Origin of the sequence: Cohnella endophytica, from assembly GCF_003628305.1 — a bacterium.
GTDB lineage: Bacteria > Bacillota > Bacilli > Paenibacillales > Paenibacillaceae > Cohnella > Cohnella endophytica.
Window position 1 is genome coordinate 84,775 of sequence record NZ_RBZM01000007.1, and the last position, 25,458, is coordinate 110,232.

The 25,458-nt window shown below is 50.4% G+C and carries 25 protein-coding genes; 19 read left to right on the top strand and 6 right to left on the bottom strand.

Annotated features, from left to right (window positions below; all coding sequences use genetic code 11):
* Positions 1-38 precede the first annotated feature (38 nt).
* The 6 genes from D7Z26_RS16350 (at position 39) to D7Z26_RS27320 (ending at position 7,154) form a co-directional block, all read left to right on the top strand.
* Positions 39-2,063, top strand: a complete 2,025-nt coding sequence (locus D7Z26_RS16350) for an ABC transporter ATP-binding protein (protein ID WP_120978067.1) — start codon at positions 39-41, stop codon at positions 2,061-2,063.
* 113 nt (positions 2,064-2,176) lie between these two features.
* Positions 2,177-3,322 carry an ABC transporter ATP-binding protein gene (locus D7Z26_RS16355; RefSeq protein WP_120978068.1) on the top strand — a complete coding sequence of 382 codons (1,146 nt, stop codon included), beginning with the start codon at positions 2,177-2,179 and terminating at the stop codon, positions 3,320-3,322.
* On the top strand, positions 3,315-4,121 hold the full coding sequence (locus D7Z26_RS16360; RefSeq protein ID WP_120978069.1) for an ABC transporter permease: 807 nt from the start codon (positions 3,315-3,317) through the stop codon (positions 4,119-4,121). Before D7Z26_RS16355 ends, D7Z26_RS16360 begins: the two co-directional genes overlap by 8 nt.
* Complete coding sequence (locus tag D7Z26_RS16365) at positions 4,118-4,924, top strand: ABC transporter permease (protein WP_120978070.1); 807 nt, start codon at positions 4,118-4,120, stop codon at positions 4,922-4,924. The genes D7Z26_RS16360 and D7Z26_RS16365 overlap by 4 nt, the downstream gene beginning before the upstream one ends.
* Positions 4,921-5,994 carry an ABC transporter substrate-binding protein gene (locus D7Z26_RS16370; protein WP_120978071.1) on the top strand — a complete coding sequence of 358 codons (1,074 nt, stop codon included), beginning with the start codon at positions 4,921-4,923 and terminating at the stop codon, positions 5,992-5,994. The genes D7Z26_RS16365 and D7Z26_RS16370 overlap by 4 nt, the downstream gene beginning before the upstream one ends.
* Before the next feature lie 983 nt (positions 5,995-6,977).
* Positions 6,978-7,154 carry a hypothetical protein gene (locus D7Z26_RS27320; protein ID WP_158602346.1) on the top strand — a complete coding sequence of 59 codons (177 nt, stop codon included), beginning with the start codon at positions 6,978-6,980 and terminating at the stop codon, positions 7,152-7,154.
* 127 nt (positions 7,155-7,281) lie between these two features.
* On the opposite strand, the gene D7Z26_RS16380 is transcribed toward D7Z26_RS27320, so the two are convergent.
* Complete coding sequence (locus D7Z26_RS16380; protein WP_120978073.1) at positions 7,282-7,437, bottom strand: DUF1540 domain-containing protein; 156 nt, start codon at positions 7,435-7,437, stop codon at positions 7,282-7,284.
* 190 nt (positions 7,438-7,627) lie between these two features.
* On the opposite strand from D7Z26_RS16380, the gene D7Z26_RS16385 reads away from it, so the two are divergent.
* The 3 genes from D7Z26_RS16385 (at position 7,628) to D7Z26_RS16395 (ending at position 10,393) form a co-directional block, all read left to right on the top strand.
* Entirely contained in the window at positions 7,628-7,732 is a 105-nt protein-coding gene (locus D7Z26_RS16385; RefSeq protein WP_267901012.1) for a hypothetical protein, read from the top strand.
* A 10-nt stretch (positions 7,733-7,742) separates the two neighbouring features.
* Positions 7,743-8,177 carry a hypothetical protein gene (locus D7Z26_RS16390; RefSeq protein ID WP_120978074.1) on the top strand — a complete coding sequence of 145 codons (435 nt, stop codon included), beginning with the start codon at positions 7,743-7,745 and terminating at the stop codon, positions 8,175-8,177.
* A gap of 314 nt (positions 8,178-8,491) precedes the next feature.
* The gene (locus D7Z26_RS16395) at positions 8,492-10,393 is read left to right on the top strand and encodes a DEAD/DEAH box helicase (protein ID WP_120978075.1); all 1,902 of its coding nucleotides are present in this window, start codon (positions 8,492-8,494) and stop codon (positions 10,391-10,393) included.
* Between the two features lie 98 nt (positions 10,394-10,491).
* Here the strand turns inward: D7Z26_RS16395 and D7Z26_RS16400 are convergent, their stop codons facing one another.
* A complete protein-coding gene (locus D7Z26_RS16400; protein ID WP_120978076.1) occupies positions 10,492-11,115 on the bottom strand; it encodes a TetR/AcrR family transcriptional regulator in 624 nt (207 codons plus the stop codon).
* A 177-nt stretch (positions 11,116-11,292) separates the two neighbouring features.
* Here D7Z26_RS16400 and D7Z26_RS16405 point away from each other — a divergent pair, with 177 nt between their 5' ends.
* The 3 genes from D7Z26_RS16405 (at position 11,293) to rlmH (ending at position 13,473) form a co-directional block, all read left to right on the top strand.
* A complete protein-coding gene (locus D7Z26_RS16405; protein WP_120978437.1) occupies positions 11,293-12,495 on the top strand; it encodes a YhgE/Pip domain-containing protein in 1,203 nt (400 codons plus the stop codon).
* Between the two features lie 116 nt (positions 12,496-12,611).
* Complete coding sequence (locus D7Z26_RS16410; protein ID WP_120978077.1) at positions 12,612-12,824, top strand: YwbE family protein; 213 nt, start codon at positions 12,612-12,614, stop codon at positions 12,822-12,824.
* Between the two features lie 169 nt (positions 12,825-12,993).
* Positions 12,994-13,473, top strand: coding sequence for a 23S rRNA (pseudouridine(1915)-N(3))-methyltransferase RlmH (rlmH, locus tag D7Z26_RS16415; protein ID WP_120978078.1), 480 nt, complete (start codon positions 12,994-12,996; stop codon positions 13,471-13,473).
* Between the two features lie 18 nt (positions 13,474-13,491).
* On the opposite strand, the gene D7Z26_RS16420 is transcribed toward rlmH, so the two are convergent.
* Entirely contained in the window at positions 13,492-14,076 is a 585-nt protein-coding gene (locus D7Z26_RS16420) for a hypothetical protein (protein ID WP_120978079.1), read from the bottom strand.
* A 691-nt stretch (positions 14,077-14,767) separates the two neighbouring features.
* Here D7Z26_RS16420 and D7Z26_RS16425 point away from each other — a divergent pair.
* Together D7Z26_RS16425 and D7Z26_RS16430 are read left to right on the top strand one after the other, a co-directional pair.
* Positions 14,768-15,478, top strand: a complete 711-nt coding sequence (locus D7Z26_RS16425) for a hypothetical protein (RefSeq protein WP_120978080.1) — start codon at positions 14,768-14,770, stop codon at positions 15,476-15,478.
* A 181-nt stretch (positions 15,479-15,659) separates the two neighbouring features.
* Positions 15,660-16,598: a hypothetical protein gene (locus D7Z26_RS16430; protein WP_120978081.1), complete on the top strand. Its 939-nt coding sequence runs from the start codon at positions 15,660-15,662 to the stop codon at positions 16,596-16,598.
* Positions 16,599-17,233: 635 nt separating this feature from the next.
* Here the strand turns inward: D7Z26_RS16430 and D7Z26_RS16440 are convergent.
* On the bottom strand, positions 17,234-17,428 hold the full coding sequence (locus D7Z26_RS16440; protein ID WP_120978083.1) for a hypothetical protein: 195 nt from the start codon (positions 17,426-17,428) through the stop codon (positions 17,234-17,236).
* Between the two features lie 507 nt (positions 17,429-17,935).
* Between D7Z26_RS16440 and D7Z26_RS16450 the strand changes: the two genes are divergently transcribed.
* Together D7Z26_RS16450 and D7Z26_RS16455 are read left to right on the top strand one after the other, a co-directional pair.
* Complete coding sequence (locus D7Z26_RS16450; protein ID WP_120978085.1) at positions 17,936-18,355, top strand: hypothetical protein; 420 nt, start codon at positions 17,936-17,938, stop codon at positions 18,353-18,355.
* Complete coding sequence (locus D7Z26_RS16455; RefSeq protein ID WP_120978086.1) at positions 18,356-19,561, top strand: DUF6575 domain-containing protein; 1,206 nt, start codon at positions 18,356-18,358, stop codon at positions 19,559-19,561.
* Positions 19,562-19,854: 293 nt separating this feature from the next.
* Here D7Z26_RS16455 and D7Z26_RS16460 read toward each other — a convergent pair whose 3' ends face one another.
* Positions 19,855-21,045 carry an MFS transporter gene (locus tag D7Z26_RS16460; RefSeq protein ID WP_120978087.1) on the bottom strand — a complete coding sequence of 397 codons (1,191 nt, stop codon included), beginning with the start codon at positions 21,043-21,045 and terminating at the stop codon, positions 19,855-19,857.
* Between the two features lie 102 nt (positions 21,046-21,147).
* Here D7Z26_RS16460 and D7Z26_RS16465 point away from each other — a divergent pair, with 102 nt between their 5' ends.
* Entirely contained in the window at positions 21,148-22,092 is a 945-nt protein-coding gene (locus D7Z26_RS16465) for a helix-turn-helix transcriptional regulator (RefSeq protein WP_120978088.1), read from the top strand.
* Between the two features lie 330 nt (positions 22,093-22,422).
* Here D7Z26_RS16465 and D7Z26_RS16470 read toward each other — a convergent pair whose 3' ends face one another.
* A complete protein-coding gene (locus D7Z26_RS16470; protein ID WP_120978089.1) occupies positions 22,423-22,884 on the bottom strand; it encodes an Lrp/AsnC family transcriptional regulator in 462 nt (153 codons plus the stop codon).
* Positions 22,885-23,080: 196 nt separating this feature from the next.
* Between D7Z26_RS16470 and D7Z26_RS16475 the strand changes: the two genes are divergently transcribed.
* Together D7Z26_RS16475 and D7Z26_RS16480 are read left to right on the top strand one after the other, a co-directional pair.
* On the top strand, positions 23,081-24,205 hold the full coding sequence (locus tag D7Z26_RS16475) for a serine hydrolase domain-containing protein (protein ID WP_120978438.1): 1,125 nt from the start codon (positions 23,081-23,083) through the stop codon (positions 24,203-24,205).
* Between the two features lie 80 nt (positions 24,206-24,285).
* On the top strand, positions 24,286-25,458 hold the full coding sequence (locus D7Z26_RS16480; RefSeq protein ID WP_233566983.1) for an MFS transporter: 1,173 nt from the start codon (positions 24,286-24,288) through the stop codon (positions 25,456-25,458).

Genomic DNA, 25,458 nt, shown 5'->3' on the forward strand with positions numbered 1-25,458 from the left:
ACGAAGATTCAATGATGAAACGTAGGTGACATTAACCAATGGGTAACAACATCGGAAAAAGATTGTTCCATTATGCTCTTTTCTATAAAAAACCGATTATCCTGGCGCTCGTCCTGCTGCTATTGGCGGTAGGCGTCGAGTTGGTCGGTCCGTTCTTGGCTAAGCGGATGATCGATACGAATATTATGGGCGTAGAGAAGCCGTGGTACGAGACGACGAAAGACGAGAAATACGCGGTAGCTTACGGGGACAGTTGGTACAAACGGGAAGACCACTGGAAAGACGGCGAGACGAAGGGCCGCGAGGTACGTATTTTGCAGGCCGATCGCAAGTATTTCTTCGTCGATGCCCCGGGCGTTCCGGCGACGGGCAAACGCGTTTTCGGGAACGGCGGGCTGACGATCAAGAACGAAGACGGCAGCTCGCAGCTATACCCGGCCGTGCAGATGACCAAAGGCGAGACTTACGAGTTCTATAAGCCGGAGTTCCGCAGCATTATCCTGCTGGCGATCAGTTACGTGGGCTTGCTTCTGATCGGCGCGGTGCTGTCGTATTGGCAGAGATTGCTTCTTCAAGTATCCGCCAACCGCATCGTTCGCAAGATGCGCAACGACGTTTTCCGGCATATCCAACGCCTGCCGGTTCAATATTTCGATACTTTGCCCGCGGGTAAAGTCGTCGCCCGGGTGACGAACGACACGGAAGCGATCCGCGAGCTGTACGTATCGGTTCTCGCGAACTTCTTCTCCGGCATGATTTACATCGCTGCCATTATCGGCGCGTTGTTCTTGCTGGACACCAACCTGGCGTTCATCGCGATGCCGTTCATTCCGATCCTGTACGTCTGGATCGTCGTGTACCGCAAATACGCGGCCAAATACAACCACGTTATTCGCACGCGTCTCAGCGACATTAACGCGATGATCAACGAGTCGATCCAAGGGATGCCGATCATCCAAGCGTTCCGCAAAGAGAAAATGACGATGGGCGAGTTCAACGAGATGAACGACGACTATTATAAGTATCAGAACAAGATGCTGACTCTGAACTCTCTTACCTCGCACAACTTGGTTAACGTTTTTCGCAACGTCCTGTTCATTACGGTGATCTGGATGTTCGCGGGAGATTGGCTGGGAGCGGCGGTAACGGTCGGCGTACTCTACGCCTTCATCGATTACATGAACCGGATGATGCAGCCGATCGTCGGGATCGTAAACCAATTGTCGAACCTGGAGGTTGCCCGCGTATCCGCGGGGCGGGTGTTCTCCCTGCTCGACGAACCGGGCATCGAAGTGTCGGATAGCAAGATGGAAAGGTACCAAGGCAACGTAACCTTCGAGGACGTCACTTTCGGCTACAAGCCGGGCGAGGATGTCCTGAAGAACATCACGTTCCGCGCGCGGCAAGGCGAGACGGTCGCGTTGGTCGGCCATACGGGCTCGGGCAAAAGCTCGATTCTGAACCTGCTGTTCCGGTTCTACGACGTGGAGCGGGGCAAGATCTTGATCGACGGCATCGACGTGCGGGAGTTAACCAAGCAGCAGCTTCGCCAGCATATGGGCATCGTGCTGCAGGATCCGTTCCTGTTCACCGGAACGATCGCCTCCAACGTTAGCCTGGACGACCCGACGATCTCGCGGGAGAAGGTCGAGCAAGCGCTGCGCGACGTCGGCGCTTACGACATGTTCATGCAGTTGCCGGGAGGCTTGGATGAGCCGGTTATCGAGAAGGGCAGCACGTTGTCCGCAGGTCAACGGCAGCTCATCTCCTTCGCCCGAGCGCTCGCCTTCGATCCGGCGATTCTCATTCTGGACGAAGCGACGGCCAGCATCGATACGGAGACGGAAGCGATCATCCAAGGCGCGCTCGACGTGCTGAAGCGGGGCCGTACGACGTTCGTCATCGCCCACAGGCTGTCGACGATTCGCGCGGCAGACCAGATTCTCGTGCTTGATCGCGGCCGGATTACCGAACGCGGCAGTCACGACGAGCTAATGCAGCAGGGCGGGAAGTATTACGCGATGTACCAGCTGCAGCAAGGCGGCGTGGAAATCGTGGCGTAATTCATAGGGGAGGAGAATCCGCGGCGCCTTGGCGCGGGGTTCTCTTTTTTTATGTATAATAAGATCAACGACACTAGGGGCGAAATGGCCCGAAATGAGGAAGCCAAACGGAGATGACAGACAACAAAACGATCATACGTTTCGAGAACGTAACGAAAAAATACGACAACGACACGGTACTGAACGGCGTCAGCTTCGAGATCGAACGCGGCAAGTTCTACACGCTGCTCGGACCGTCGGGATGCGGGAAGACGACGATCTTGCGGTTGATCGCGGGCTTCATCGAGCCCTCGGAAGGGACGATTTCCTTTAACGGGAAAATCATCAACGACGTACCGGCGGACAAGCGTCAGGTAAACACCGTATTTCAAGATTACGCGCTGTTTCCGCATCTGAACGTATTCGAGAATATCGCGTTCGGTCTTCGCATCAAGAAGATGAAAAACGCCGCCATCGCCGAGAAGGTGATGGAGGCGCTTCGTTTCGTCAATTTGAACGGTTACGAGAACCGCGAGATTTCCGAGATGTCCGGCGGTCAGCGGCAACGCGTGGCCATTGCCCGCGCGATCGTGAACGAGCCGGAAATTCTGCTGCTGGACGAGCCCCTCTCCGCGCTGGACTTAAAGCTTCGCACAGAGATGCAATACGAGCTGCGGGAGCTGCAACGGCGGCTGGGCATCACTTTTATATTCGTCACGCATGACCAAGAGGAAGCGCTCGCCATGTCCGACGAAATCTTCGTCCTTAACCAGGGAGAGATCCAGCAGAGCGGAACTCCGACGGACATCTACGATGAGCCGATCAACCGTTTCGTGGCCGATTTCATCGGGGAGTCTAACATTGTGCCGGGTCGCATGATCCAAGACTTCCAGGCCGAATTCGCGGGCAAGCGGTTCGAATGCGTCGACCAAGGCTTCTCGCCTAACGAGCCGGTCGAGATCATGATCCGCCCGGAGGATCTGGAGATCACGTCGACGGAACTCGGCGATCTCCTCATTAAAGTCGACAGTCAACTATTCCGCGGCGTTCATTACGAGATAAGCGGCTATGACGAAGCGGGTAACGAGTGGCTGGTGCATTCTACGAAGAAGGCGATCGTAGGAGAAAGCATCGGTCTTCGCTTCGACCCCGAGGCGATCCACGTCATGCGCTTCGGCGAGACGGAAGAGGAGTTCGACCGCAGGCTGGAAGCTTACGCCGGCCACGAGCCGGACTCGAGCGTCCCGACTCCGACGGTCGGCGGTGCCCGCAATGACTAAGACGCGGAATCTGTATCTCATCCCGTATATCGCCTGGATGCTGCTCTTCGTCGCTACCCCGATCATTTTGATCGTGTACGATTCCTTTTTCGACGTTGAGGGGCATTTTACTTGGGGTAATTTCCAGAAGTTCCTGACGCCGGTCTATCTACGGATGACCTTCAATTCGTTCTGGTACGCGTTCTTAATCACGTTATTCTCGCTGCTCGTCGCCTATCCGACGGCCTATTGGCTCAGGCGCACGAAGCATAAGCAGCTTTGGCTGCTGCTCATCATCGTGCCGAGCTGGATTAACCTGCTGCTCAAAACTTACGCCTTCATCGGCTTGTTCGGTACCTACGGATTCGTGAATTCGTTCCTCGATTGGGTGGGGATCGGTACGCAGCAAATTCTATTTACCGATTTCAGCTTCGTGTTCGTGTCGGTGTATATTTTTATCCCGTTCATGATTCTGCCGATCTACAATTCCTTGGAGGAGATTAACCCCTCGCTCCTCTACGCGTCCCGCGATCTCGGCGCATCCCCGTGGATGACGTTCCGGCGCGTCGTGTTCCCGCTTACGCTGGGAGGGGTGAAGGCGGGTTGCCAAGCGGTGTTCATCCCCGCGCTCTCGCTCTTCATGATTACGCGTCTGATCGCGGGTAACCGGGTCGTGACGCTGGGTACGGCGATCGAGCAACATTTCCTCGTTACGCAGGATTGGGGTATGGGCTCCGCGATCGCGGTTTTATTAATTATCGTCATGGCGGTTATCATGATCGCCACCGGCAACCGGGGAGCGAGGAATACGATCCGATGAGCAAAAACAACAAGCTATCCCAACTGTATCTGGTCGTCGTCTTCCTGGTGCTGTATGCGCCTATTCTTTATCTGATGTATTACTCCTTCAACAGCGCGGGCACGATGCACGGCTTCGAGGGGTTCACGTTAGAATGGTACGACGAAGTATTCCATGACACGAGACTGCTCATTATCGTCTTGAACACGGTCGTCATCGCGCTATTCTCGTCGGCCATCTCGACGATCCTCGGCGTTGTCGGCGCCCTCGCGATCGATCGGGTTCGCCGAAGCAAGCCGCGTAACGCGCTCCTCGCGATGAATAACGTGCTCATCGTGAGCCCGGACGTTATCATCGGCGCCTCGTTCTTGATCTTTTTCACGATGATCGGCATTAAGCTGGGCTTCGTCTCGGTGCTGCTCTCTCATATCGCTTTCAGCGTACCGATCGTCGTGCTGATGGTGCTGCCGAAGCTGCAGGAAATGAGCCCGACGCTGCTCGACGCGGCGCGCGACTTAGGTGCAAGCGGATGGGGCGTGGTGACGAAGGTCGTGATTCCGTTCATTCGTCCGGGCATTTTCGCGGGATTCTTCATGGCGCTCACGTATTCGCTCGACGACTTCGCCGTTACGTTCTTCGTTACGGGCAACGGATTCTCCACCCTGTCGGTAGAAATCTATTCCCGAGCTCGCCACGGCATCTCGCCTTCGATTAACGCATTGTCGACGCTTATCTTCTTGTTTACGATGATTCTCGTCGTCGGTTATTACTTCCTGACCCGTCGGGGCAACCGTCGGCCGGAGTGGGGGGTACAGCAGCCATGAAGCAGCTCGTTCGCTTATTCATCGCCGTGTTCATCGTTGCGGGCGGCCTGATGTACTTTACGTCCTATCTGAATTCCTCGGAGGGCTATTCCGGCTCCAATACGCTAACGATCTACAACTGGGGCGATTATGTCGACCCCGAGCTTATTGCCGAATTCGAGAAGGAGTCCGGACTGAAGGTCATTTACCAGACATTCGATTCCAACGAGGCGATGATGACGAAGATTTCCCAGGGCGGCACGACGTTCGATATCAGTATCCCGTCCGAATACGCCATCGAGAAAATGAAAGAAGACAATCTGCTCTTGCCCATCGACCACTCCAAAATTCCGAATCTCGCCAACATCGACTCTCGGTTCTTGGATCTAAGCTTCGATCCGGACAATGAATATTCGATTCCCTATTTCTGGGGGACGGTCGGGATCATCTACAATTCGGACCTGCTTGGCGGCAAGACGTTCAAGAGCTGGAACGACCTGTGGAGTCCGGACCTGCGCAATCAGATTCTGCTCGTGGACGGCGCGCGCGAGGTTATCGGCTTCGGGCTGAACAGCCTGCATTACTCGCTCAACGACACGAACGAGGATCACCTTCAGGAAGCGAAGCGCAAGCTGGGTACGCTGACCCCGAACGTCAAAGCGATCGTAGGAGACGAGATCAAAATGCTGCTCGCCCAAGAAGAGGCAGCCGTCGGTGTCGTCTGGTCCGGAGATGCGGCGGAGATCATGGGGGAGAACGACAAGCTCGACTACGTCATTCCCGAGGAAGGCTCCAACGTCTGGTTCGACAACATGGTCATTCCCAAGACGGCGAGAAACATCGAGGGCGCGCATAAGTTCATCAACTTCATGCTCGACCCCGAGCATGCCGCCCAGAATGCCGAATACGTCGGTTACGCGACACCGAACGCGAAGGCACGCGAGCTGCTGCCGGAGGAGATCTCGCAGGACGAACGCTTCTACCCGAAGGAAGAGCTCACCAACAAGCTCGAGGTGTACGAGAATCTCGGGAAGAAGATGCTCTCCCACTATAACGAGCTGTTCCTTGAATTCAAGATGCATCGGAAATAATCGGGGGTTGCGCTGTGGTAAAACCTGACTACGGCTTTGCAAAGGTAACTTTCGTGGCTCGTAGTTGGGTAAAACCTGACTACAACTATGCACAGGTAACTTTCGAGGCGCGTAGTTGGGTGAAACCTGACTACAGCTTTGCAAAGGTAACTTTCGAGGCGCGTAGTTGGGTAAAACCTAACTACAGCTTTGCAAAGGTAACCTTCGAGGCATACAGTGGGGTAAAACCTGACAGTTAGCACGCTATCAGCGTACTGCAGCCAACATCCTGCACAATTTCACTCTTGTAGCACGCTGTCGGCGTACTACAGCCAACATCCTGCTCGATTTCACTCGTGTAGCTCGCTGTCAGCGTACTGCAACCAACACTCCGCTCGTTTTCACTCGTGTAGCACGCTGTGAGCGTACTGCAGCCAACACTCCGCTCGTTTTCACTCGTGTAGCACGCTGTGAGCGTACTGCAGCCAACACTCCGCTCGTTTTCACTCGTGTAGTACGCTGTGAGCGTACTGCAGCCAACATTCTGCACAATTTCACTTACAGCTTTGCAAAGGCAGCTTCCGGAGGCGCGCAGTGGGGTAAAACCTGATTAGCGAGGAAGCCCTATTAGATGAGGCTGATAGGAGTAAGCGGTTAGTTAGTTGGATAAATGCAGAGCGCGAAATTGGTGGAGGATAAGTGGAATTAAGCGACAAGTAATTGGTGAAGTGCTGGGTATCTCGCAGTCGGGGGATTGGTGGAAATATGAGGGCTCGGCACGCTTTCGCAGGAGTCACGAGTGCCAGCTAGCCCTAATAGCCAGCAGGCAAGATTGATAAGAAGTTTGATAATCATGGAGCCACCCCGTAGGGTGGCTTTTTCGAATTGTGCATGACCGGCTCCGGGGAAGTAGTTGAATATCGTCGTTATTTTACTGGAGGGGTCGCGGAAACGTTGAGAGACAAAAGTTTCTTCGCATAAAGAAGAAAATTGGGGTTACATAAGTGATAATTGTTCTCAATGTAGGTTACAATAAAGGCGTGGGAGAAAGCGCGGACTCCGGCGGCGAAGACAACGATGCCGACAAACGAAGACGCCGACAAACAACGATGCCGACAAACAACGATGCCGACAAACAACGATGCCGACAAACAACGATGCCGACTAACGACACTGACTAACGACACTGACTAACGACACCGACTAACAATGCCGACGAAGAAAGCGCCGATACCAAAGCCAAACAAAAAAGACATCCTCAAGGGATGCCTTTGAGTTCCCGTCAGGCTGCATGAGAGAGCCCCGGCTTTAGATCTTCGCTTCGAACGTTTTGCAGTCCGTCTCTTCCGAATGGGAGGCCGACTTGTTGCGGTTGTTTACGACGTAGATAGAAGAAGCGTTGCAGGCGTTCCCAGGCGCCCAATGCTTGCAGGAGTTTACTTCGCACATTACATCTTTAGCCATAGCGTATCTCACCTCCTTTCTCTAGGATGGTCGAAATAGCCGGCTTTATATACGTGCGGCAACCCGTTACCTTTCGCGAGAGGGGGAGCGGGTTATTTGGCGTGCCGAAAGAAATCTTATGTTCTTACAGAATATTCAAAGGAGAATTTTGCTGGACATAGAATAGGAAAATAGTATTAGAAAGTTCTGCATAAACTGCGGAGCAAGCATGATTTTGAAGTGCGGGCAGTGTCAGCATGACGTGAAGGCCCGGCAGAAGTTCTGCTTGGAATGCGGGAACAAACGAATCGAATAGGAGGCGTCCGATGAGCGATCAAAGGCTGTACGCCCGCATCTTTACCGGAATATACGCGCTTGCGATTGTAGTTACGATGGCGCTCGTGCTTCTCGTCGGACTGCCGTTTGCGAGGGCCGGGCACACTTGGCTGTCCCTAGGCGCGTTGATATTCGCCGAGTCGATCCTATACGGAGCCACGTTGCAATACATCAGCAACAGTTCGCGTTCCCGCAGCATGATCCCCGGATACTTCGGATTGATTACGGTGGGCGGAATCTATTTTCTTGTCGTGGTCGCTTGGATCCTGTTGTTCTCGGTGGGATTAAATGTATCTACGTTATGTTACGGTTTCATTCATCTCGTTACGTTAGGCATATTCGGGATCGTACTCGGCTTAATGATGCTCTATTTCCGTAATGCGGAGAAGCAGGAGGATTATTCGTCGTCAGGTGCCGGATATTAAATTTATTACATAAGCAAGGGATTGTTTTGGCCATAGCGCGAGGAACGTGAAGCAAGATTTGAAGTATTTGATCAAGTCCGGCAGGATGGTTGCGGCATTGGACACCCGTCGGAGACATTCGTTACAACAGTAAAATCCCCGTTATCCTCCCTCAAGGAGTGGCGGGGATTGTTTATTTTACATGCAGGGCGGCGGAATGTGGTAGGATAGAGGGTAATGGCTAAAGGAATCGGATGGATTGGATCGTTGTGTCGAGTGACGGTGCTGCCGAGTTTGTTTGGTTTGGGTAGCCTAAAAATATTGGAGTGGATCATATGACGGATTTCGCAAAATTGGGAGTATCGGAAGGCAGGGTGGCGATTCTTAAGGAAAATGGAATCGTGACGCCGACGCCGGTGCAAGAGGAGACGATCCCGGTCGTCAAGGAAGGTTATGACGTCATCAGCCAAGCGCAGACGGGGACGGGGAAGACGCTTGCTTTCGTGCTGCCGATGCTGGACAAAATCAGGGCGGACGCGGCGATGGTACAAGGGCTGATCTTGACGCCAACCCGGGAGCTCGCGATTCAGATTACTGCGGAGATCAAGAAGCTGCTAACCCGCGAGGACGGAATCAAGGTATTGGCCGTATACGGCGGGCAGGACGTGGAAGCGCAACTGCATAAGCTGAAAGGCGACACGCACATCGTGGTCGCGACGCCGGGCAGATTGCTCGACCACTTGCGGAGAGAGACGATCACGCTGGGCGGAGTGAAAATGCTCGTACTCGACGAAGCGGATCAAATGCTGCACATGGGCTTCATTAAAGACGTCGAGGAGATTCTGAATCAGACGCCTTACAAGAAACAAGCGATGCTGTTCTCCGCGACGATGCCGCCTTCGATTCGCGAGATGGCCGGACGTATTCTGCGCAGTCCGAAGCATATCACGGTGAAGACCGAACGCGTCACGGTAAAAGACATTCGCCAATGGGTCGTCGAGACTTCCGACCGTGCGAAGCAAGATACGCTCGTGAAGCTGTTGGAGACGACTCAGCCTTATTTGAGCATTATTTTCTGCCGGACGAAACGCCGGGCAAGCACGTTGAACGAGGCGCTGCAAGAGATGGGCTATTCGTCCGACGAGTTGCACGGCGATTTGTCGCAGATGAAGCGGGAGCAAGTCATGAAGAGATTCCGCGACGCTAGGCTGCAATTGCTCGTGGCGACGGACGTGGCCGCGCGCGGATTGGACGTCGAAGGCGTAACGCACGTGTTCAACTACGACGTGCCGCTGGACGTGGAGAGCTATATTCACCGGATCGGACGGACGGGACGTGCGGGCGAAAAAGGTCTCGCGATTACGTTAATCGCGCCTAAAGATCGCCGCGAGTTCGCGGATATCGAGAACGGCATCCAGATGGCGATGGAACGCAGAAGCGAAGAAGGCGCTCCTCTTGGCGGCGGGGGCTTGGAAGGCCCGCGCAGCAGCGGCGGTCTGGGCCGACCGGGCGGCAAGGTTCCGCGTTCGCGCGGCGGAAGCGGCGAAGGCGGCGGACGTTCGGGAGGTCGCGCGAGTGGCGCGGGTTCCAGGTCCGCGGGTTCGAGATCGGCGGGCGTAGGTTCTAGGACGGGAGGTTCTAGAGCCGGGACAGGAGAAAGAGCGGGAGCCGGAGCTGGTAGAGGACGCGGTAGTAGCGCGGGCGGTGCTCGTGGCGGCGATCGGGCGACGGCGTTTGGCGGAGCTGGAGAAGGGCGGCGCGGAGCGCCGGCTTCGGCGGCCGCGAGACCGGCGGGAGCTAGCTCGCGAGCGTCGAGAGCGGGCGAGTACGTGGAGCAATGGCAGAGCCGCGAAGCGGCGAAGGCCGAGCGTAGTAGCTCGGACGCTGCGCGCGGCGGCAAAAGCGCCGGCGGAGCGAGCCGTAGGAACTCGACCGAGCGGCTGGCAGCCGGGCGTGTGGGCGAGAAGGGCGGGTTCGAGCGTCGCGAGGAACGCGGCGGTCGTTCTGGCGGCGGCGCAGGGTTCGGTGGCGGCCGCGGTGGTCGGTCGGAGGGTCCGAGCGCAGGCGCTGGATTCTCCAAAGGCGGACGCAAGTCCGATTCGCGTAGTAGCGGGGGCAGTAGCTTCGGCGGCGGACGTCCATCGTCCGGCGGTCGTTCTGGCGGCGGCTTCAAAGGGCCGAAAGGCCCGGCTGGCGGCGGACGCAGCGGCGGTCGCGGGGCTTCTCGCGGCAGATAATCATTAAGCAAAGCCTTCAAGCGGACTCCTGAACGGAGCGTCGCTTGAAGGCTTTTTTATCGTTCCGGCGGTTGGCATAGCTGCGAACCATGGATCGGTTACGGGGTCAGCCCATCAATAAGTCCGGAAGCGACGATCGGACCGTGATTAACGATCCGGGTCATCATCATGGCCATCTGGTAAGGCGTATAATTCAAGCCGGAAGCGAGCCAATGCATCAGAATGCCGATGTTGGCGGAGGACATGTAAGCGATTAGGTAGTCTCTAGGAATCAAGAGCTTGGTATCAATGTCCTGCTGCTGAAAGGGGGTCCATTTGTTGTAGATTTGGGACGCGATCGATTCCCGAACTTTGATCGCGAAGGAGATATCGCCTTTCGGGCCGAACATCACCTTGAGGAATTCGGCATGGCGGCCGACTTCCTCGAAGATGGCGATGAACTTGGGGTAAGGTTCGTCTTTATAGGCGTATTCCCTGACTTCCAGGGGATTGAGTGTACGGACGGCATTCTGAATAAATCCGAACACTTCTTCCTTCAATTGATGAAGCATGTCCGGAACGTCCCGGTAGTGGAGATAGAACGTTCCCCGGTTCACTTCCGCGCGGTTCGCGATATCCGTGACGGTGACGTTCTCGAAGCCCTTTTCCTCGATTAGGCTCATGAGTGCTTGGTAGAGAAGCTGTTTCGTACGGATTTGCCGGCGGTCGATTTTCTCTGTCATGAAGAAATTTCGCTCCTATTTATCGAGTTAATGAACACAATCCGGCGAACTTGATGAGTAATGATCACAGTCCGCCTGAAGTGATTATTGTAGTTTTTCACCTTCTCATTATAATGAACAACATGAACGTTAATCAACAATTTGTTCATTATCAGAGAGAAGGAGCGGATGGGAATCATGTCGATTTTCAAACAAAAAATATTATGGATCGGAACGGCTGGGGTTCTGGTCGTGCTGATCGTATTCGGAGCCGCGATGATGGGTTCGATGTTGGGGACGAAGCCGAGGGACGTTCCGGTGGCGCTTGTCGTCATGGATCAACCGGCAAATCTCCCGAATGGCGCGACGCTCGCGGTTGGAGAGATGATGAAGCAGAAGCTGACTTCGAATACGCAGTTGCCGATCCATTGGACGGTCGTCGGATCGGAGGAAGAAGCGCGTGCCGGACTGGATAGCCGGGAGTACTATGGAGCATTGATCTTGCCGGCCGATCTTAGCGCGGGAGTCGCATCGCTTACGGGTCCTTCGCCGAAGCCTGCGACCGTTCAAATTATCGCCAACGAGGGGTTTAATTCCCCGGCCGCAACCGTCGTGAAGCAGGGACTCGGTCAAGCGATGAAAATGGTCAACGCGGAACTGTCCAAGACGATGCTCGAACAATTGGGCCAACAGACGCAGCAGATCCCCGTATCGGTCGCGCAAGCGCTGCTCTCCCCGATTAACGTGCATGATGAGACGGTGCATGCGGTGGGAACGAACAATGCTACCGGCAATGCTCCGGGATTGCTTGCCCAGATCATGTGGATGGGTAGCTTGGTTGCCGGCGTCATCTTGTTCTTGGCGAGAGGGGCGGCGATGAAAGCCGGAGCGCGCAAATGGGCGACGCTGGCTTGGCAGCCCGTCGGCGGAATCGCGCTCGTGGGCGCGGCATCCGGATTTCTCGTATGGATGGCTTCTTCTTGGTACGGAATGGAGCTCGCGCAAGCCGGGGAAACTTGGTTATTCTTGTGGCTGGTAGGGGCGACGTTCTTCCTTATTCAATCCACGTTGCTGAATTGGATCGGCTTCCCTGCGATGGCGATCTTGGTTCTTCTTATGTTCTTCTCCATGCCGCTTCTTAACATGGCGCCTGAATTCCTGACTCAGACGACCCGGGATTGGATCTATTCTTGGACGCCTTTGCGCTTTGGAGCCGTCGGGCTGAGAGAAGTTATGTACTTCGGTGGATGGGATGCCGCCGGCGACAATGCGACCATTCTGTGGTCTATTAGCGGAGCGTTTCTTGTCCTCCTGGTTGCCGCCGGATTAAAAAAGGACAAAGCTCACCAAGCAACTACAGCTGCAACTGCGTCCAATCCGACGACGGTTCCGATCAAATAAAGCTTAACTCGCGACCGGTCGGCTCTTTTCCGAGACTCGACCGGTTTTTGGTTCTTCGGCGTTTATGTTACGATAAGCGGATAGATTGAGCATGACGCATGGGAGTTGAATGTAATATGGCAGGAAACGGACGTATTCGCGCCGACGTAAAGCCGGGGCTTGAAGTCGATATCGTATTAAAGCAAGACCAACGCACGGGCAAGACGACGAGAGGCATCGTGAAGGATCTTCTTACGAATTCCCCACAGCACCCGCATGGGATCAAGGTGAGGCTGCAAGACGGTCAAGTTGGCCGCGTGAAAAATATTATCGGCGGAGCAAGCGAGTAGGAACGACGGTATTGCGAGAAACGGTTGAAGCGAATAGCCCTGTTCGAATGGCGAACAGGGCTATTCGTTATAGGTTGACGGCACTGTCGGATCTCGCCCTTTTGCACGGGAAGGCGGGAATAGGGTAAGCTTGGAAACATAAATGGTGCATCGGAAGGGGAATGTCGGAATGCAAATTCAGATCGTATGCGTAGGCAAGCTTAAAGAGAAGTATTGGGTCGGAGCGATCGAGGAGTACGCCAAACGCCTCGGCGCCTATGCTCGGCTGGACATTCGCGAGCTGCAGGACGAGAAAACGCCGGATTCGATGAGCCCGGCGGAGGAAGATCAAGTTCGCGCGCGCGAGGGAGAGCGAATCCTATCGGCGCTAAGGCCCGATGCGCACATCGTCGCGCTTGCCATCGACGGCGAGACATGGACGAGCGAGCAGCTCGCCGCTCACTTGGAGCGCCAAGCCGTATACGGCGGCGGCTCCATCGCCTTTGTCATCGGAGGCTCGCTAGGCTTGTCGCCTGCCGTTCTGTCGCGCGCCGACAAGAAGCTTTCCTTCGGCCGCATGACGTACCCTCATCAATTAATGAGGGTTCTGCTTCTGGAGCAGATTTATCGGGCTTTTAAGATTAACCGGGGGGAACCGTACCATAAGTGACGGCGAAAAATTGAATTGTTATTCATTAGCGCGTTTTACGGAAAGTAATTCATTAAGCTCATTGAAAATATCTTGTATTGAAGTAACTTTTCTGTCAATGAATGAATCCTGACTTGCTACTTCTCTTCTAATACTGACCTGATCTGTTAGATTTAAAGAGTCTAAATGCTGGATGGCATTTTTAATTAACCCCAGATGATTTTTGGCCTCTCCAAGAAACTTCACTGGTATCCAGTACGGGTTAGGATGGGCAGAGTTGTCCCTACATTCTTTCAAGCTCTTTAGATGTTCTTCCTGTTCGTCATTGTAGAAACGGCGTTCTAGCGCTTCTTTCAACTCCTGCAGGCTTTTCGTCGGGCTTGAATTACGTTTATACATGCCTTCAGCTCTTTGATTTGCTTGATATATTCTAGTGCAGTATCCACTTAATTCATCGCGTAGTCTTTCAAGTTTTAAGATTCGCTTCTTTTTGTTTTTTATTGCAGATGAAACTTGGATGTCCTTACTGAATTCATCCATTCTATCTTCGAAGTTTTCATCCAGACGCTTTAGTTGTGCAAGTATCGTTGTAATCTCTTGCTTAACATCTCTAGTCCGTCCCATCACGAGAGCCTCCTTAATTACAATCGTTACATTTTCGATTGTACCCTGCATCCGGTTATTGCCACAAGCGTTCTGTATATGGGAATAGATTCAAACGTCTAGAGTGATTTGGTAATTTAACATTAGGGCTTTTCCTGACCAAGGAAAAGCCCCTTCCGATATCGTGGAAGGGGCTACACTTAAAAAATGCTACTCGGTCTCCTCTTTGAAGGTGAGTTCCACGCTGCGGACGCGCTTGCTATCCTCAAGCGTGATTCTGTTAAAAGAGGAAATTGCTCGCCGTCCTATCCAGCGCCGACAAGAAGCTCTCCTTCGGCCGCACGACCTATCCGCACCAAGGAGCAGGTTTACCGGGCATCTCAGATTAATTGGGAAAATCGGTGCATAAGTGACGGCGAAAAATTCTGAGTATAGATGGGGCAAGAGAACTGAGGAAATGGTGAAGAAAGTGCGTATAAATCCCCCTTGAGACTCGTTCTAGGGGGATTTTTGTGTGACCAAATACGAAAATGTTTTCCATATCCGTGGTATGATTGTGGTAAGTAGAAGGATCCGAAAGTACAAACATTTGAATTACCATTTAACAAACCGCGTAAGTAATAATATTTGTCAGCACGAGAAGTGGGATATAGATATGTGAAAATGTTTTAGGAATTATGACCCTAATATTATGTTGCAAGGTGGTAGTACAATGACAACCAATGCAGTTGTTGCATTCATGGATATTCTCGGGTTTAGGGAGATGATTGAAAAAAATAAACTCGATGATATATCAAAACTTTACGACACTAAACTGACTCCGAAAGTAGAAAGCTTGAATAAAATTAGAGAGGTCAATGAGGGATTTATTGATCTGCTTCCAGAAATACACGTTCTACAGGTTTCGGATAGTATTATTCTTTGGATTCCCGAGATAAGCGAGTATACGATATTATATCTAATCAGCTCCGTCCGGGAGCTGATGGTAAATTTCCTTAGACGAGGTGTTCCGTTGAGAGGTGGGATTTCAATGGGAGAACTTTCGGTCAAAAGACATTCTGATCATGTAAATGTATTTGGAAATGCCTTAACACAAGCATATAAGATTGAAAAAGATCAGCAGTGGTCGGGGTGTACGGTCGATTCTCAGTGCGTTGAGTATATGAATAGTATGGATGAGTCGCCACTAGAGCTTGCTTTGAATCAAAAACTAATAGCGGAGTATCAAGTTCCCAAAAAGCACGGAAAAGTTGAGGAACAGTATGTAATTAACTGGGCAAGTGATCCCAGCCTTATCAATTATAGAAAACAACATTTTGGCATGGTATTCAAAATGCATAAAAAAAGAATTGATACATGGGATGTAAAAGTAAAACTAGACAATACAATAGCGTTCTATAAAGCGATGAACAAATCCAAATAGGGCATGAGTAAAGTTCGGCCGCATGAAACACCCGCGTCGGTTGATGCGGGTGTTTCTGCTGAGGGAGCAGGTGTATCGGGCGAATAGTGCCATAAGTGACGGCAAAAAATCTGGTATACATCTTTACTACAATTCTCAAGAAAATGAATAAACCAATTTAGGAGTGAAAGAGGTGACTGTTATGGAGATACAGATTAATTATCCATGGACTGATGAAGAGAAAGCTACTATTCGGGAGGGAATAACCAAATTAGTCGATTCAGTTAGACCTGTACTTCAGTTAGATTCACTCAAGCTCATACTCGTTCCACATGATTTCGGTGTAGAGTTAATTGATTTTCAAAAGAAGAATGGATTGCGTACCGGATATACTGACAATGGTTTGGCACTTGCAGTAGCCAAGATGCTTACCTATGTCGAAAATGAAATACTTGTTTGCAACATTGTTATTCACCCTGGTATTGTTTTATCTATGTTTAACGAGGAAACGAGTTCAGATGCGGTACATATTTTCCATCATGAGTTGTGTCATGTGCATGACGACATTCTAAAATTTGATCTGTTCCATGTGGCTGAGATAGAGGATCTGTATGCTGGGGAAAACGGTACTGTTCGTCAAGTATCCTATATACACGCAGATCTTATCTGGAGTGAGTACATAGCAACTAGATTATCATCAACTTCTAAACCATCTGATCATCATATGTATGTTGAATCATTTCTGGAAGCAATTCCTGAGACACTGGACCGCTGTAAAAAAGCCAAAGAAGAATATCAAGGACATTTAGACGTAGGGGAGCTTTTTAGAGAAATTCAAGGTCATATTTCATATCTCCTAAAAACATATGCATATTTCCTTGGCTATTTCCACAGTATAAATGAGAGTTTTTCAGAGGAGCAGTATAAAGAGATTCTTGAGTCTGTCCCATATCTTAAAGGAGTAATAGATGTAATTCCTTTAGAATTACAAAAGTTATATACTAATTATGGATCATGGGACGATCATATGGTATTTGAGAAGTTAGCAAATACCGTTTTAACTTCTTGGGAAAATGTAGGCATTCATCCTAGTGACTTACCTGATGGCAGACTATACATTGGTGTTACGTATGATGTTTAAGTTCGTTAGTGGAATGAGATAGGATACCAATTACAGTTGGACGTATAATGAATATTTTATTTTCATAATGTGATTACAAGGTTTTGCGATAGCTTAGGGACTTTCCAGCAAATGAACTGCACCCCTTCCATTGTTAGATCAGCGGAAGGGGCTGCGCAAGTACATAATAATCTTCTTGATTTCGCCTTCCGTCACGCCTGACTTAAAATATCCGGTGTAACCGTCCAATTGGACGTTGCCTATTGGCTTGTCTCCACCGGTTAAAGCTGAGCAAGATGACAGTAACAAGGAAGTTCCAAGTAGGGCAAAGAGTAGAAAGCGATTCAAAGTGCCTTTTGCTATTAAGCTGGCGATAGTTGTTCGTCCTCACCCGCTCATATGCAGAACTCATACAGCGCCTTTTCCAAGCCATTGATAGCCACCATAGCGTCCGACTGTTCAAAATGAAACCCTCTACCTTCCCGCCACGGTTTGTTTTCGGATTCTCTCCACCATTTTTGAAAATGCAATATATTTCTTACTGTTTTTCTCGATAATGAGAGTCTTGGTCGCTTGTGTGCTTGAGGTTTGTCTGTCCGATACGACTTCGATTAGGTGAACCGCTTCGTCCGCAAACGTGAGGTTAGGGTTGTCAGTCATACACGTTCCGCATCCTTTTCTTCCTCTATCAGCCGAAACATGCCTCTTCCGACGATCATGAATCCCCGTTTTTCCCAGACTTTCACGTATTCTTCAGTGCACTTTATTTCAATTCCGTTTTCGGGATTCCTCATGACGTAGCCTTCGCGTTCCTTCGTTAGTTCGTCGAGTAGTGTCTTCTCTTGTTCCAAGATTGTGTATCCTCCTTATATCGAAAATGTTTCATTACAGTTGTATAGGTGGAGTAGAACGAGGGGAACAAAATATTTGGTTGCGGCCTTGCAGGTGCCAGCTAGAGAGCTCTTTCTATATGAACCTGAAAAGAGCGAGGATAAACATAAGAGGAAAGCAATTGATGAACATATGGCCATGATAAATAGCAGGAGTATAGATGAAGTGAATATGATTACGAAGATTAGCAGAGATATTTTTAAGGCAATAGACCCTAAGTAATTCAGTCCCAACTAATGAAAACACCAGCGAGCACATGTCGCTGGTGTTTTCTTCTGAAAGACCGTGATTGTTCAGATAAATAACAAGCCTGATATCGTATGCGGGGCTTTCCCTGAGAATAAGGTTCTTTTCTAACGTTGAATCATCTTCAAGAAAAAGAATATATTAGTATATAATATTGTGTTACATTCTGGACTGAATTATATTAAATATAATTGGCTTTTGTTGGTTATGAGGTGTAATTTATGTCTACTATTATTAATAGAACATTTCCGGGATTTTTCCCTTCCAATTGCCCAACTGACTCTAAAGAAGTCGATGTGGAACCGGTTTATCGACTTGTTGAATCCAATACGATTAAGGCGAAAGAATTCATCCCTTCTGGTATACGTAAACGAAGTTACTTGGAGGGCGACTGTGAGGCCTTGGCGTTATCGGTTCTGGGCTCAAAAGACGATATTCCAATGGCATATAGATTCTTTTCATCGATGGGTCTATCAAAGAAAGATAAAGTGGCAGTTGGTATCATAACAAAAGATAGTGGTAGGGTTTCATTCGATAAGAGTAAAAACGTTGGGGACTCCCACATTAATTGGTGGACATATGATGGTATCCAGCCACATACTTTTTTTAATAATGTGCTCCAGATTGGAGTGGATATCTAAATGGCTGGAATAATTCATACACCATTGGGAAGCTTGAACATTATTGATGTTCTTGTTTCCTTTGATGGACCTAGAATTTTTACTTGTTCCAATAGTGTCACAAAGTATCTTGCTTTTTTGGTGGATGAATTAGAAGAGTCAGATCATTGGCTGTTTGTTCCAGTAACAAACATACGAATTCAAGAGATCAAAAACGGGCTTATTTCTATTAGAGAAGCTTTGTTGAATGCTGAGGGTGACATAGTATTTCAGGCTTTCCTACCATTAGTCGGTGGATATGAAGCGACGATAGCGACGATGAAAACATCGGAAATTCCACCGGGATTCTTGCCACAGGAAAACTCATACATATTAGGTCAGAAAGATTCAACCATACAGTATTACTCAGATCTTCCACAGAAAAAAACTAATGCAGTGGATGAGGCCAGAGAAAGTGCGCGAGATGTTTTTGACATTGCTTTAGATATGTCTGACGATCCGTATGAAATGGAAAGTGCGCTTTTTGGAGAAACATTAATAAACATACAGTATACGGTATTTTCATTAGATGAACGTTGGTCGAGTAGTAAGAAGCCACCTATTTCTGTAGTAGAGGACAATATTGTTAATGTCTCAACTTTATTCCAATCATCCTTTGGTATTAGAATAAAATCTAAACGGTCGGCAGATATTTTTCGTGTAACACCAGCATCAAAGGCTCTTAGAGGATTTGCAGAATTATTACAAGATAGCTCTGACACAGATCGGCTTCAGATCAAGCTTAAGTCAATTAATCCAAGGGCTGTTCTATGGTATCAAAAGTTGTTGCATACAGTAAAAAGAACGGGTTCATCACTAAAGGCTGAATGGGCAGCGCCAAACCAAGATACACTTTCAGTTAGTTTAACAAAACAGCAGGTAGATTTAGCTTATGAAGTTACAAAGCAAACTGAAGAAACAGTATACCAAGTAACGGTAAAAGGCACATTATACGCTGTAAATTTAAAAAGAAACACTTTTTTCATTGAGGGTGAAGATGGTAATGAATATTCTGGTGGATTATCAGAAGATATTCAACACTTTGTTCAAAAAGGACATGTTTTTCATATTCCAATGAATGTAGAGGCTCTTATTGAAGTTAAAGTCAGAATGAACCTAGCTACGAGTGCTGAAAACCTGGTTTTTACTTTGTTGGATGTGTACTCAAATGATTCAGACAGTAAATGAAAACGACGTGGGCAAATAGAACTCGCGCTTTATTGGTTTAGAATTGTAGGAGCTGTCGCGCCGTGACAGCTCCTTTAGCATTTTCGCCGATAGACCCGTTAAACTGAACCGTATCATAAGTGACAGCGAAAAAATCGGGTAATATTCATTTGCCATATATTCGTCGATATGGCTAAGGACGGATAGCAGTACTGACTCAAAAAATACATCGCCATGGGACTTGTATTCCCAGGCGATGTATTTTTTAATGCCCCGAAGTCAACACGGAGTCAACGCCGGCCCCTTGCTTTCGCTTAAGTAGCAGAAGTCGATTCCGTGCCTGAACGAACCTCTTTTCTCCCGAAGACGCCGCCCAACATGAACGTTCCGAGCGAGAGTGCCATGCAGACCGCGGAGAAGATACCGATCGACGAATAGCCGCCGAACTGGACATAGAGCAAGCCGGCAACCCACGCGCCGAGCGTGTTCGCGCCGTTCATCGTCGAGTTGGCCAGACTGGAGATCGTTCCCCGGATGGAAGCGTTAAGCGAGGTGAGCGCGCCCATAACGATCGGGAAGACGATCCCGAGCGTCGTGAAAATGATTAGATAGACGATTCTCACGCCGGTAACGCTCGTAAGTTGGGGCACGACCGCGTACAACGCTACGAGCAGCACCATACCTGTTGCAATCGTGTGCGCATTGCCTAGTTTTCGAGAGAAATACGAGCTAATCATGCTTCCGAACAGATTGCCGAAGCCGAGGAAGATCATCACTGTGCCGATTTGCCCGACGGGAAGCACGAAGCGATCGGCCATCCACTTGCCTAAGAAGGCGAACGAGGTACCAACGGCCAAGTGAAGGAGCAGGTAGGCGAGGAAGCCGCTCCTCGCTTTGCTGCTCGTGATCAGCGGGACATATCGACTAAGGATCGACGCCTGCTCGCCCTTGTTTGCGTTTGGCTTCATGTCGGGCAGCAAGAAGTAGGCGAAGACGACGAGCAGCAACGAAGCGATTCCGATCGTCCAGAACGGAACGGACCAGTTCGAGGCTGCAAGCCAGCTTCCGATCGGCACGCCAAGCGCTTGGGATGCGGCGAGTCCCGAGAAGGCGATGCCCATTGTCTTCGTTATTTTGGCTGGAGCTACGACGGCGGGGATGGAAGCCCACACCTGCGGAGCGGTGAACGCCGCGCTAATGCCGGCAAGGAAACGGAACAGGCACATCGTCCAGAAGCTATCCGCAAATCCGCATAGAGCCGTCGAGAGGGAGAATCCGAGTAAGCCGCATAGCAGAACGGTTCTCCGGTTCCAGCCGTCGGACAGAGGCCCGGCGATTAAGGCGAAGACGGCCGAGCTGAGCGTGTAGGCGCCAAGCATCCATCCGGCGACCCCCGTCGACACGCCGAATTGCTCTTGCAGCGTCGGGAGCAAGGGAGAGATAATGAACGTATCGGTTCCGATCATGAACATGATGAGGAAGAAGAGTACGGTATACTTACTCACGGTCGATCACTCCTATTGGTTAGTGTCGCTTGCTGTCATTATCGTAAATCATAATAGTGACAGAACATGTCATTAATACATCGGATAAAGAAGGTAGTCGGAATGCCCAAATCCAAAAGATTGATGGAACTAATGATGACCGTAAACCGGAAGCGGCGGTTCAAGGTTCAGGAGCTTGCCGACGAATTCGGCGTTTCCAAGCGTACGATTCTAAGGGATTTACAGGAGCTTAGCGAGCTGGGGGTGCCGCTCTACTCGGAAGTTGGTCCGCATGGCGGGTATCAGGTCATTAGGGAGCGGGTGTTGCCTCCGATCGCATTTACGGAGGAAGAAGCGGTGGCGATGTTCTTTGCGGTGCATGCCCTGCGCCATTACTCCTCGTTGCCGTTCGAAGCGGAATCCGCTTCGGCGCTGAGCAAGTTCTACCTTCATATGCCCGGAGACGTCCGGGACCGGATCGACGGCATGAAGAACCGGGTCGACTTCATTACCCCGACAAGGCGGGGCGATGCCCCTTGCTTGACCATTCTTCTTGACGCTGCCGTACATCGGAAGGTGCTCGTCGTCGAATATGAGTCGAAGGGAGAGGAGGCGGGCAGCCGCCGGATTCAGCCGGTTTGCATTTACGCGAGCAACGGCTTTTGGTATTGTACGGCCTACTGCTTCCTGCGCCAGGGTCTCCGCGTGTTCAGGTGCGACCGGATTCGCGAGGCGGCATATGACGCATCCGGCACGGAGCCGCTCGATCTAGGCGACGTAAGTCTTAGCCGGCGTGCGTCCGCTGAGCCTAGGGAGCCTATACGCCTTCGGGCGGAGCTCAGTCGTGCCGGCGTCCAACGTTGCGAATCCGAATTGTGGCTGGCCCCCCTGCTGGACGTGCGCGAAGACGGAAGCGGCGCGATCGATAATGACGTGTCGCGGGGCGATATCCCTTTTTACACGGAGTTCTTCATCGGACTAGGAAACGAAGCGGAGCTGAAGGAGCCTGCGGAATTGAAGGATTCGATCCGGCGGAGGCTCTCCGAGATGTTAGCCCGATACCAATGAACGGTTCGCCGCGCTGAGCCCCTACAACGAAAATCAGACACCTGCAAGAATTAGGTGTCTGATCACGTCGCGGCCTTCATGATTCGCCGTTAGAGTGATATGGTGAACCGTATCATAAATAGCGTACGAATTTTCATACAAAGTGTCTAGCGAGGTCGTTCGTTCCTCCGCAAAGCGACTATGGCGTCTGGGTACGCCGAAGGGGGTTTGCTTGGCCATCGTTCTAGTCGACGCGGCTCCTCAGTATAGCTGTGAAGAATGTGATCCTACTCGTAGAAAGGACCGTCAGGGTGAAACTCCCCTGACGGTTTTTCTTAATGCCGATTAACTTTAAGCTAACTCAGTCTGCACGCCAGCTTCTTCCAGTGAAGGAATGAGAAATTTAGGATCGATTGGCGACGACATCACGATGAGAATCGTGTAGGTTCCATATTTATCGCATTGATTCCCGAACTCTTCGAGAGAACGTGTGGAGTCGGTCATTACTTTTAATAAGTAGTTGTGTTCTCCGCTTATGCGGTAGCATTCGATGACATCGGGAGAGGAGCGGCAAAAATCAAGGAATGCATGACAATCCCTTGTACGAAACAAGATATAGGCCGCTGCTTGTTTCCCGATTTTTTCAGGGGAAATCATGGTGCGGTACTCCTCAATGATTCCTTTTTCCTCTAATCGCCTTACTCTCTCCGTTACTGCGGGTTGCGATAACCCGACACACTTGCCTAATTCCGTCATTGAAATTCTCGCCTGATTTTGAATATAGTATAGGATTTGCTTATCAATATGGTCCATCGAATCCGGCTCCTTTATTTTTAAGGATTATCTTAGCAACTAACTTGTTTTCCTTTGTTCTAGGATAGAACTAACTTGAATGCCTTATGTAAACCATGCGACTTAATTATTATAATATACTCACATTAGTAAAGTAATCATGACTTTAACTATTGAGAAAGGATGAAGAAAGTTGAGTAACAATTTAGGTACAAGCATGGATGAAGTCATCGAGCGTACTCTTGCCGATAACCGGCTAGTTGGCGCTGTTGTTAAAGTGACGGTAGACGGAGTTCTGACTTATAACCGTGTTGCTGGTTTTGCCGACCGTGAGAGAAACATACCGATGCAAGAAAACGCCTTGTTTAGGCTTGCCTCCGTATCGAAACCAATCGTTTCAACGGCGGCCGTGGTACTCGTGTCGCAAGGCAGGCTCCAACTGGATGATCGTGTTGATCGATGGCTTCCATACTTCCAGCCTCGTTTGCCCAACGGCGATATCGCGCAGCCCACGATTCGGCATTTAATAACGCACACGGCGGGGTTAACCTACCGCTTCTTTCAGGAAGAGAACGGTTCTTATCACAGAGCAGAGGTATCGGATGGGATGGATCAGACCGGTATCTCATTGGAGGAGAACCTGTACCGTATTGCCTCTGTTCCCCTCCTTTACACGCCAGGCACTCAGTGGAAATATTCAATCGCGACAGATGTGCTGGGCGCCGTAATCGCCAAAGTTACTGAAATGCCGCTTCAAGAAGCCATACATTCATTGGTCCTGAAACCGCTAGGCATGATTGACACCGGGTTTACTGCCGTTGACCCAGAGCGACTGACTACGGTTTACGCCAATGATGTTCCAGTACCGCGGCCTATACATGACCCCGACAGCTTGGCGTTCTTAGAAGGTACGGCGGGCTTCCGACTTGCCCCCGGCCGGGCGCTTGATGAAACGGCCTTTCCTTCTGGCGGAGCGGGAATGGTCAGGAGCGCAGGCGACTTTGTGCAGCTGCTGGAAACATTGCGCAAGGGAGGATCGCCCCTGCTGCCGGAGAGTCTGGTTCGCGAAATGACGACCAACCAGATCGGCGATCTGCCGATGGCTTATTGGCCGGGCAGAGGATTCGGTTTGGGATTTACGCTGCTTAAGGATCCTGCAGCTGCAGGCACGCCGGAATCACCGGGCACCTGGCGTATGGGCGGCACCTATGGCCATTCATGGTTCGTTGATCCTGAGAGGAAGCTCAGCGTTGTGGCATTTACCAATACCGCGCTGGAAGGCATGTCGGGCCAGTTTACCGTTGATCTCTGCAAAGCTGTATATGAAGGAATTAAGCCATAAGTACGAACATAAGAGCCTGGTGCGGTATGATCCGGACCAGGCTCTTGACTTGACAAAATAGATACAAAGGAGTGGAAAGGTTGGTTCGATTCAGTTTTGTTAAAAGGGCCATTAACCCTGTATTTTTCATTGCTCTGGGTTTATTTGGCGTATACACAATCGAGTTCGGCGTTGTCGGGATACTGCCGGCGATAATTGAACGTTATACCATCAGTACATCTCAGGCCGGAATGCTCGTTGGCGTATTTGCCATTGTCATTGCGTTTTTTGGTCCCTTTATGGTATTGCTGCTTTCCAAAGTTAACCGTAAAAAGGTGTTAATAGCGTGTTTATTCATTTTTGCTGGAAGCAGTTTATTATCAGCTTACGCTCCGAATTTTTATGTTTTGCTGATACTTCGGATGATCCCGGCTTTATTCCATCCCGTCTATTTTTCCTTGGCTTTTGTGACGGCTATTTCACTGTATTCTAAGGAAAAAGCGACACAAGCATCTGCCAAAGCATTTGTTGGGACTAGTATGGGTATGGTGCTTGGAATTCCGGTAACGGCCTATATCCAGCATCAATTCTCATTCGAGGCCGCTTTTATATTCTGTACCCTTGTCAACATCGCTGCTGGAGTCGGGATCGCCATCGTGCTTCCGAAACCGCCGAAAGCGAGCAAAGGGTCTAACGGGAAGCAGCTTGGTATATTGCGTAAAGCCCCCCTTTGGATCAATATTGGCGCCGCAACCTTTATATTTGCGGCAATGTTTTCAGTCTATAGTTATTCTGCCGAATATTTGGAACAAGTGATGGGTATGAGCGGTAAGGCCGTTAGTGTCATGCTTGTCCTATTCGGTGTCGGGGGGGTGGCCGGCAACTTGCTTGCGGGGAGACTGATTGGAATCAATAGGGTTAGAACGACTGTGTTCCAACCGATTGTCTTAGCGACCTCTTACTTTTTCCTTTACTTGGGGGAAATGTCCATAGCGCCTATTATTTTAATCATGATCTTGTGGGGAGCGGTCCACACCAGCGGACTCATTATAACGCAGATATGGATAACATCCGAGGCTCCGGAAGCGCCTGAATTTGCTACAGGCTTGTATATTTCTTTCATCAATCTTGGCGTTTTCATCGGTTCGGCGGCAGGAGGGTTGTTTATTGATTTATTAGGCATGAAAGGGACCCTATGGAGCGGCTTGCTGTTTATTGTATTGGCCCTCGTTTGTATTGTAATAAAAATTTTCATCTTTAAACAAAAGACATAG

Bases quoted from the DNA above. Each gene is read 5' to 3' on its own strand.
- D7Z26_RS16350 (WP_120978067.1), top strand. From the start codon at position 39: ATGGGTAACAACATCGGAAAAAGATTGTTCCATTATGCTCTTTTCTAT.
- D7Z26_RS16355 (WP_120978068.1), top strand. From the start codon at position 2,177: ATGACAGACAACAAAACGATCATACGTTTCGAGAACGTAACGAAAAAA.
- D7Z26_RS16360 (WP_120978069.1), top strand. From the start codon at position 3,315: ATGACTAAGACGCGGAATCTGTATCTCATCCCGTATATCGCCTGGATG.
- D7Z26_RS16365 (WP_120978070.1), top strand. From the start codon at position 4,118: ATGAGCAAAAACAACAAGCTATCCCAACTGTATCTGGTCGTCGTCTTC.
- D7Z26_RS16370 (WP_120978071.1), top strand. From the start codon at position 4,921: ATGAAGCAGCTCGTTCGCTTATTCATCGCCGTGTTCATCGTTGCGGGC.
- D7Z26_RS16380 (WP_120978073.1), bottom strand. From the start codon at position 7,437: ATGGCTAAAGATGTAATGTGCGAAGTAAACTCCTGCAAGCATTGGGCG.
- D7Z26_RS16390 (WP_120978074.1), top strand. From the start codon at position 7,743: ATGAGCGATCAAAGGCTGTACGCCCGCATCTTTACCGGAATATACGCG.
- D7Z26_RS16395 (WP_120978075.1), top strand. From the start codon at position 8,492: ATGACGGATTTCGCAAAATTGGGAGTATCGGAAGGCAGGGTGGCGATT.
- D7Z26_RS16400 (WP_120978076.1), bottom strand. From the start codon at position 11,115: ATGACAGAGAAAATCGACCGCCGGCAAATCCGTACGAAACAGCTTCTC.
- D7Z26_RS16405 (WP_120978437.1), top strand. From the start codon at position 11,293: ATGTCGATTTTCAAACAAAAAATATTATGGATCGGAACGGCTGGGGTT.
- D7Z26_RS16410 (WP_120978077.1), top strand. From the start codon at position 12,612: ATGGCAGGAAACGGACGTATTCGCGCCGACGTAAAGCCGGGGCTTGAA.
- rlmH (WP_120978078.1), top strand. From the start codon at position 12,994: ATGCAAATTCAGATCGTATGCGTAGGCAAGCTTAAAGAGAAGTATTGG.
- D7Z26_RS16420 (WP_120978079.1), bottom strand. From the start codon at position 14,076: ATGGGACGGACTAGAGATGTTAAGCAAGAGATTACAACGATACTTGCA.
- D7Z26_RS16425 (WP_120978080.1), top strand. From the start codon at position 14,768: ATGACAACCAATGCAGTTGTTGCATTCATGGATATTCTCGGGTTTAGG.
- D7Z26_RS16430 (WP_120978081.1), top strand. From the start codon at position 15,660: ATGGAGATACAGATTAATTATCCATGGACTGATGAAGAGAAAGCTACT.
- D7Z26_RS16450 (WP_120978085.1), top strand. From the start codon at position 17,936: ATGTCTACTATTATTAATAGAACATTTCCGGGATTTTTCCCTTCCAAT.
- D7Z26_RS16455 (WP_120978086.1), top strand. From the start codon at position 18,356: ATGGCTGGAATAATTCATACACCATTGGGAAGCTTGAACATTATTGAT.
- D7Z26_RS16465 (WP_120978088.1), top strand. From the start codon at position 21,148: ATGCCCAAATCCAAAAGATTGATGGAACTAATGATGACCGTAAACCGG.
- D7Z26_RS16470 (WP_120978089.1), bottom strand. From the start codon at position 22,884: ATGGACCATATTGATAAGCAAATCCTATACTATATTCAAAATCAGGCG.
- D7Z26_RS16475 (WP_120978438.1), top strand. From the start codon at position 23,081: ATGGATGAAGTCATCGAGCGTACTCTTGCCGATAACCGGCTAGTTGGC.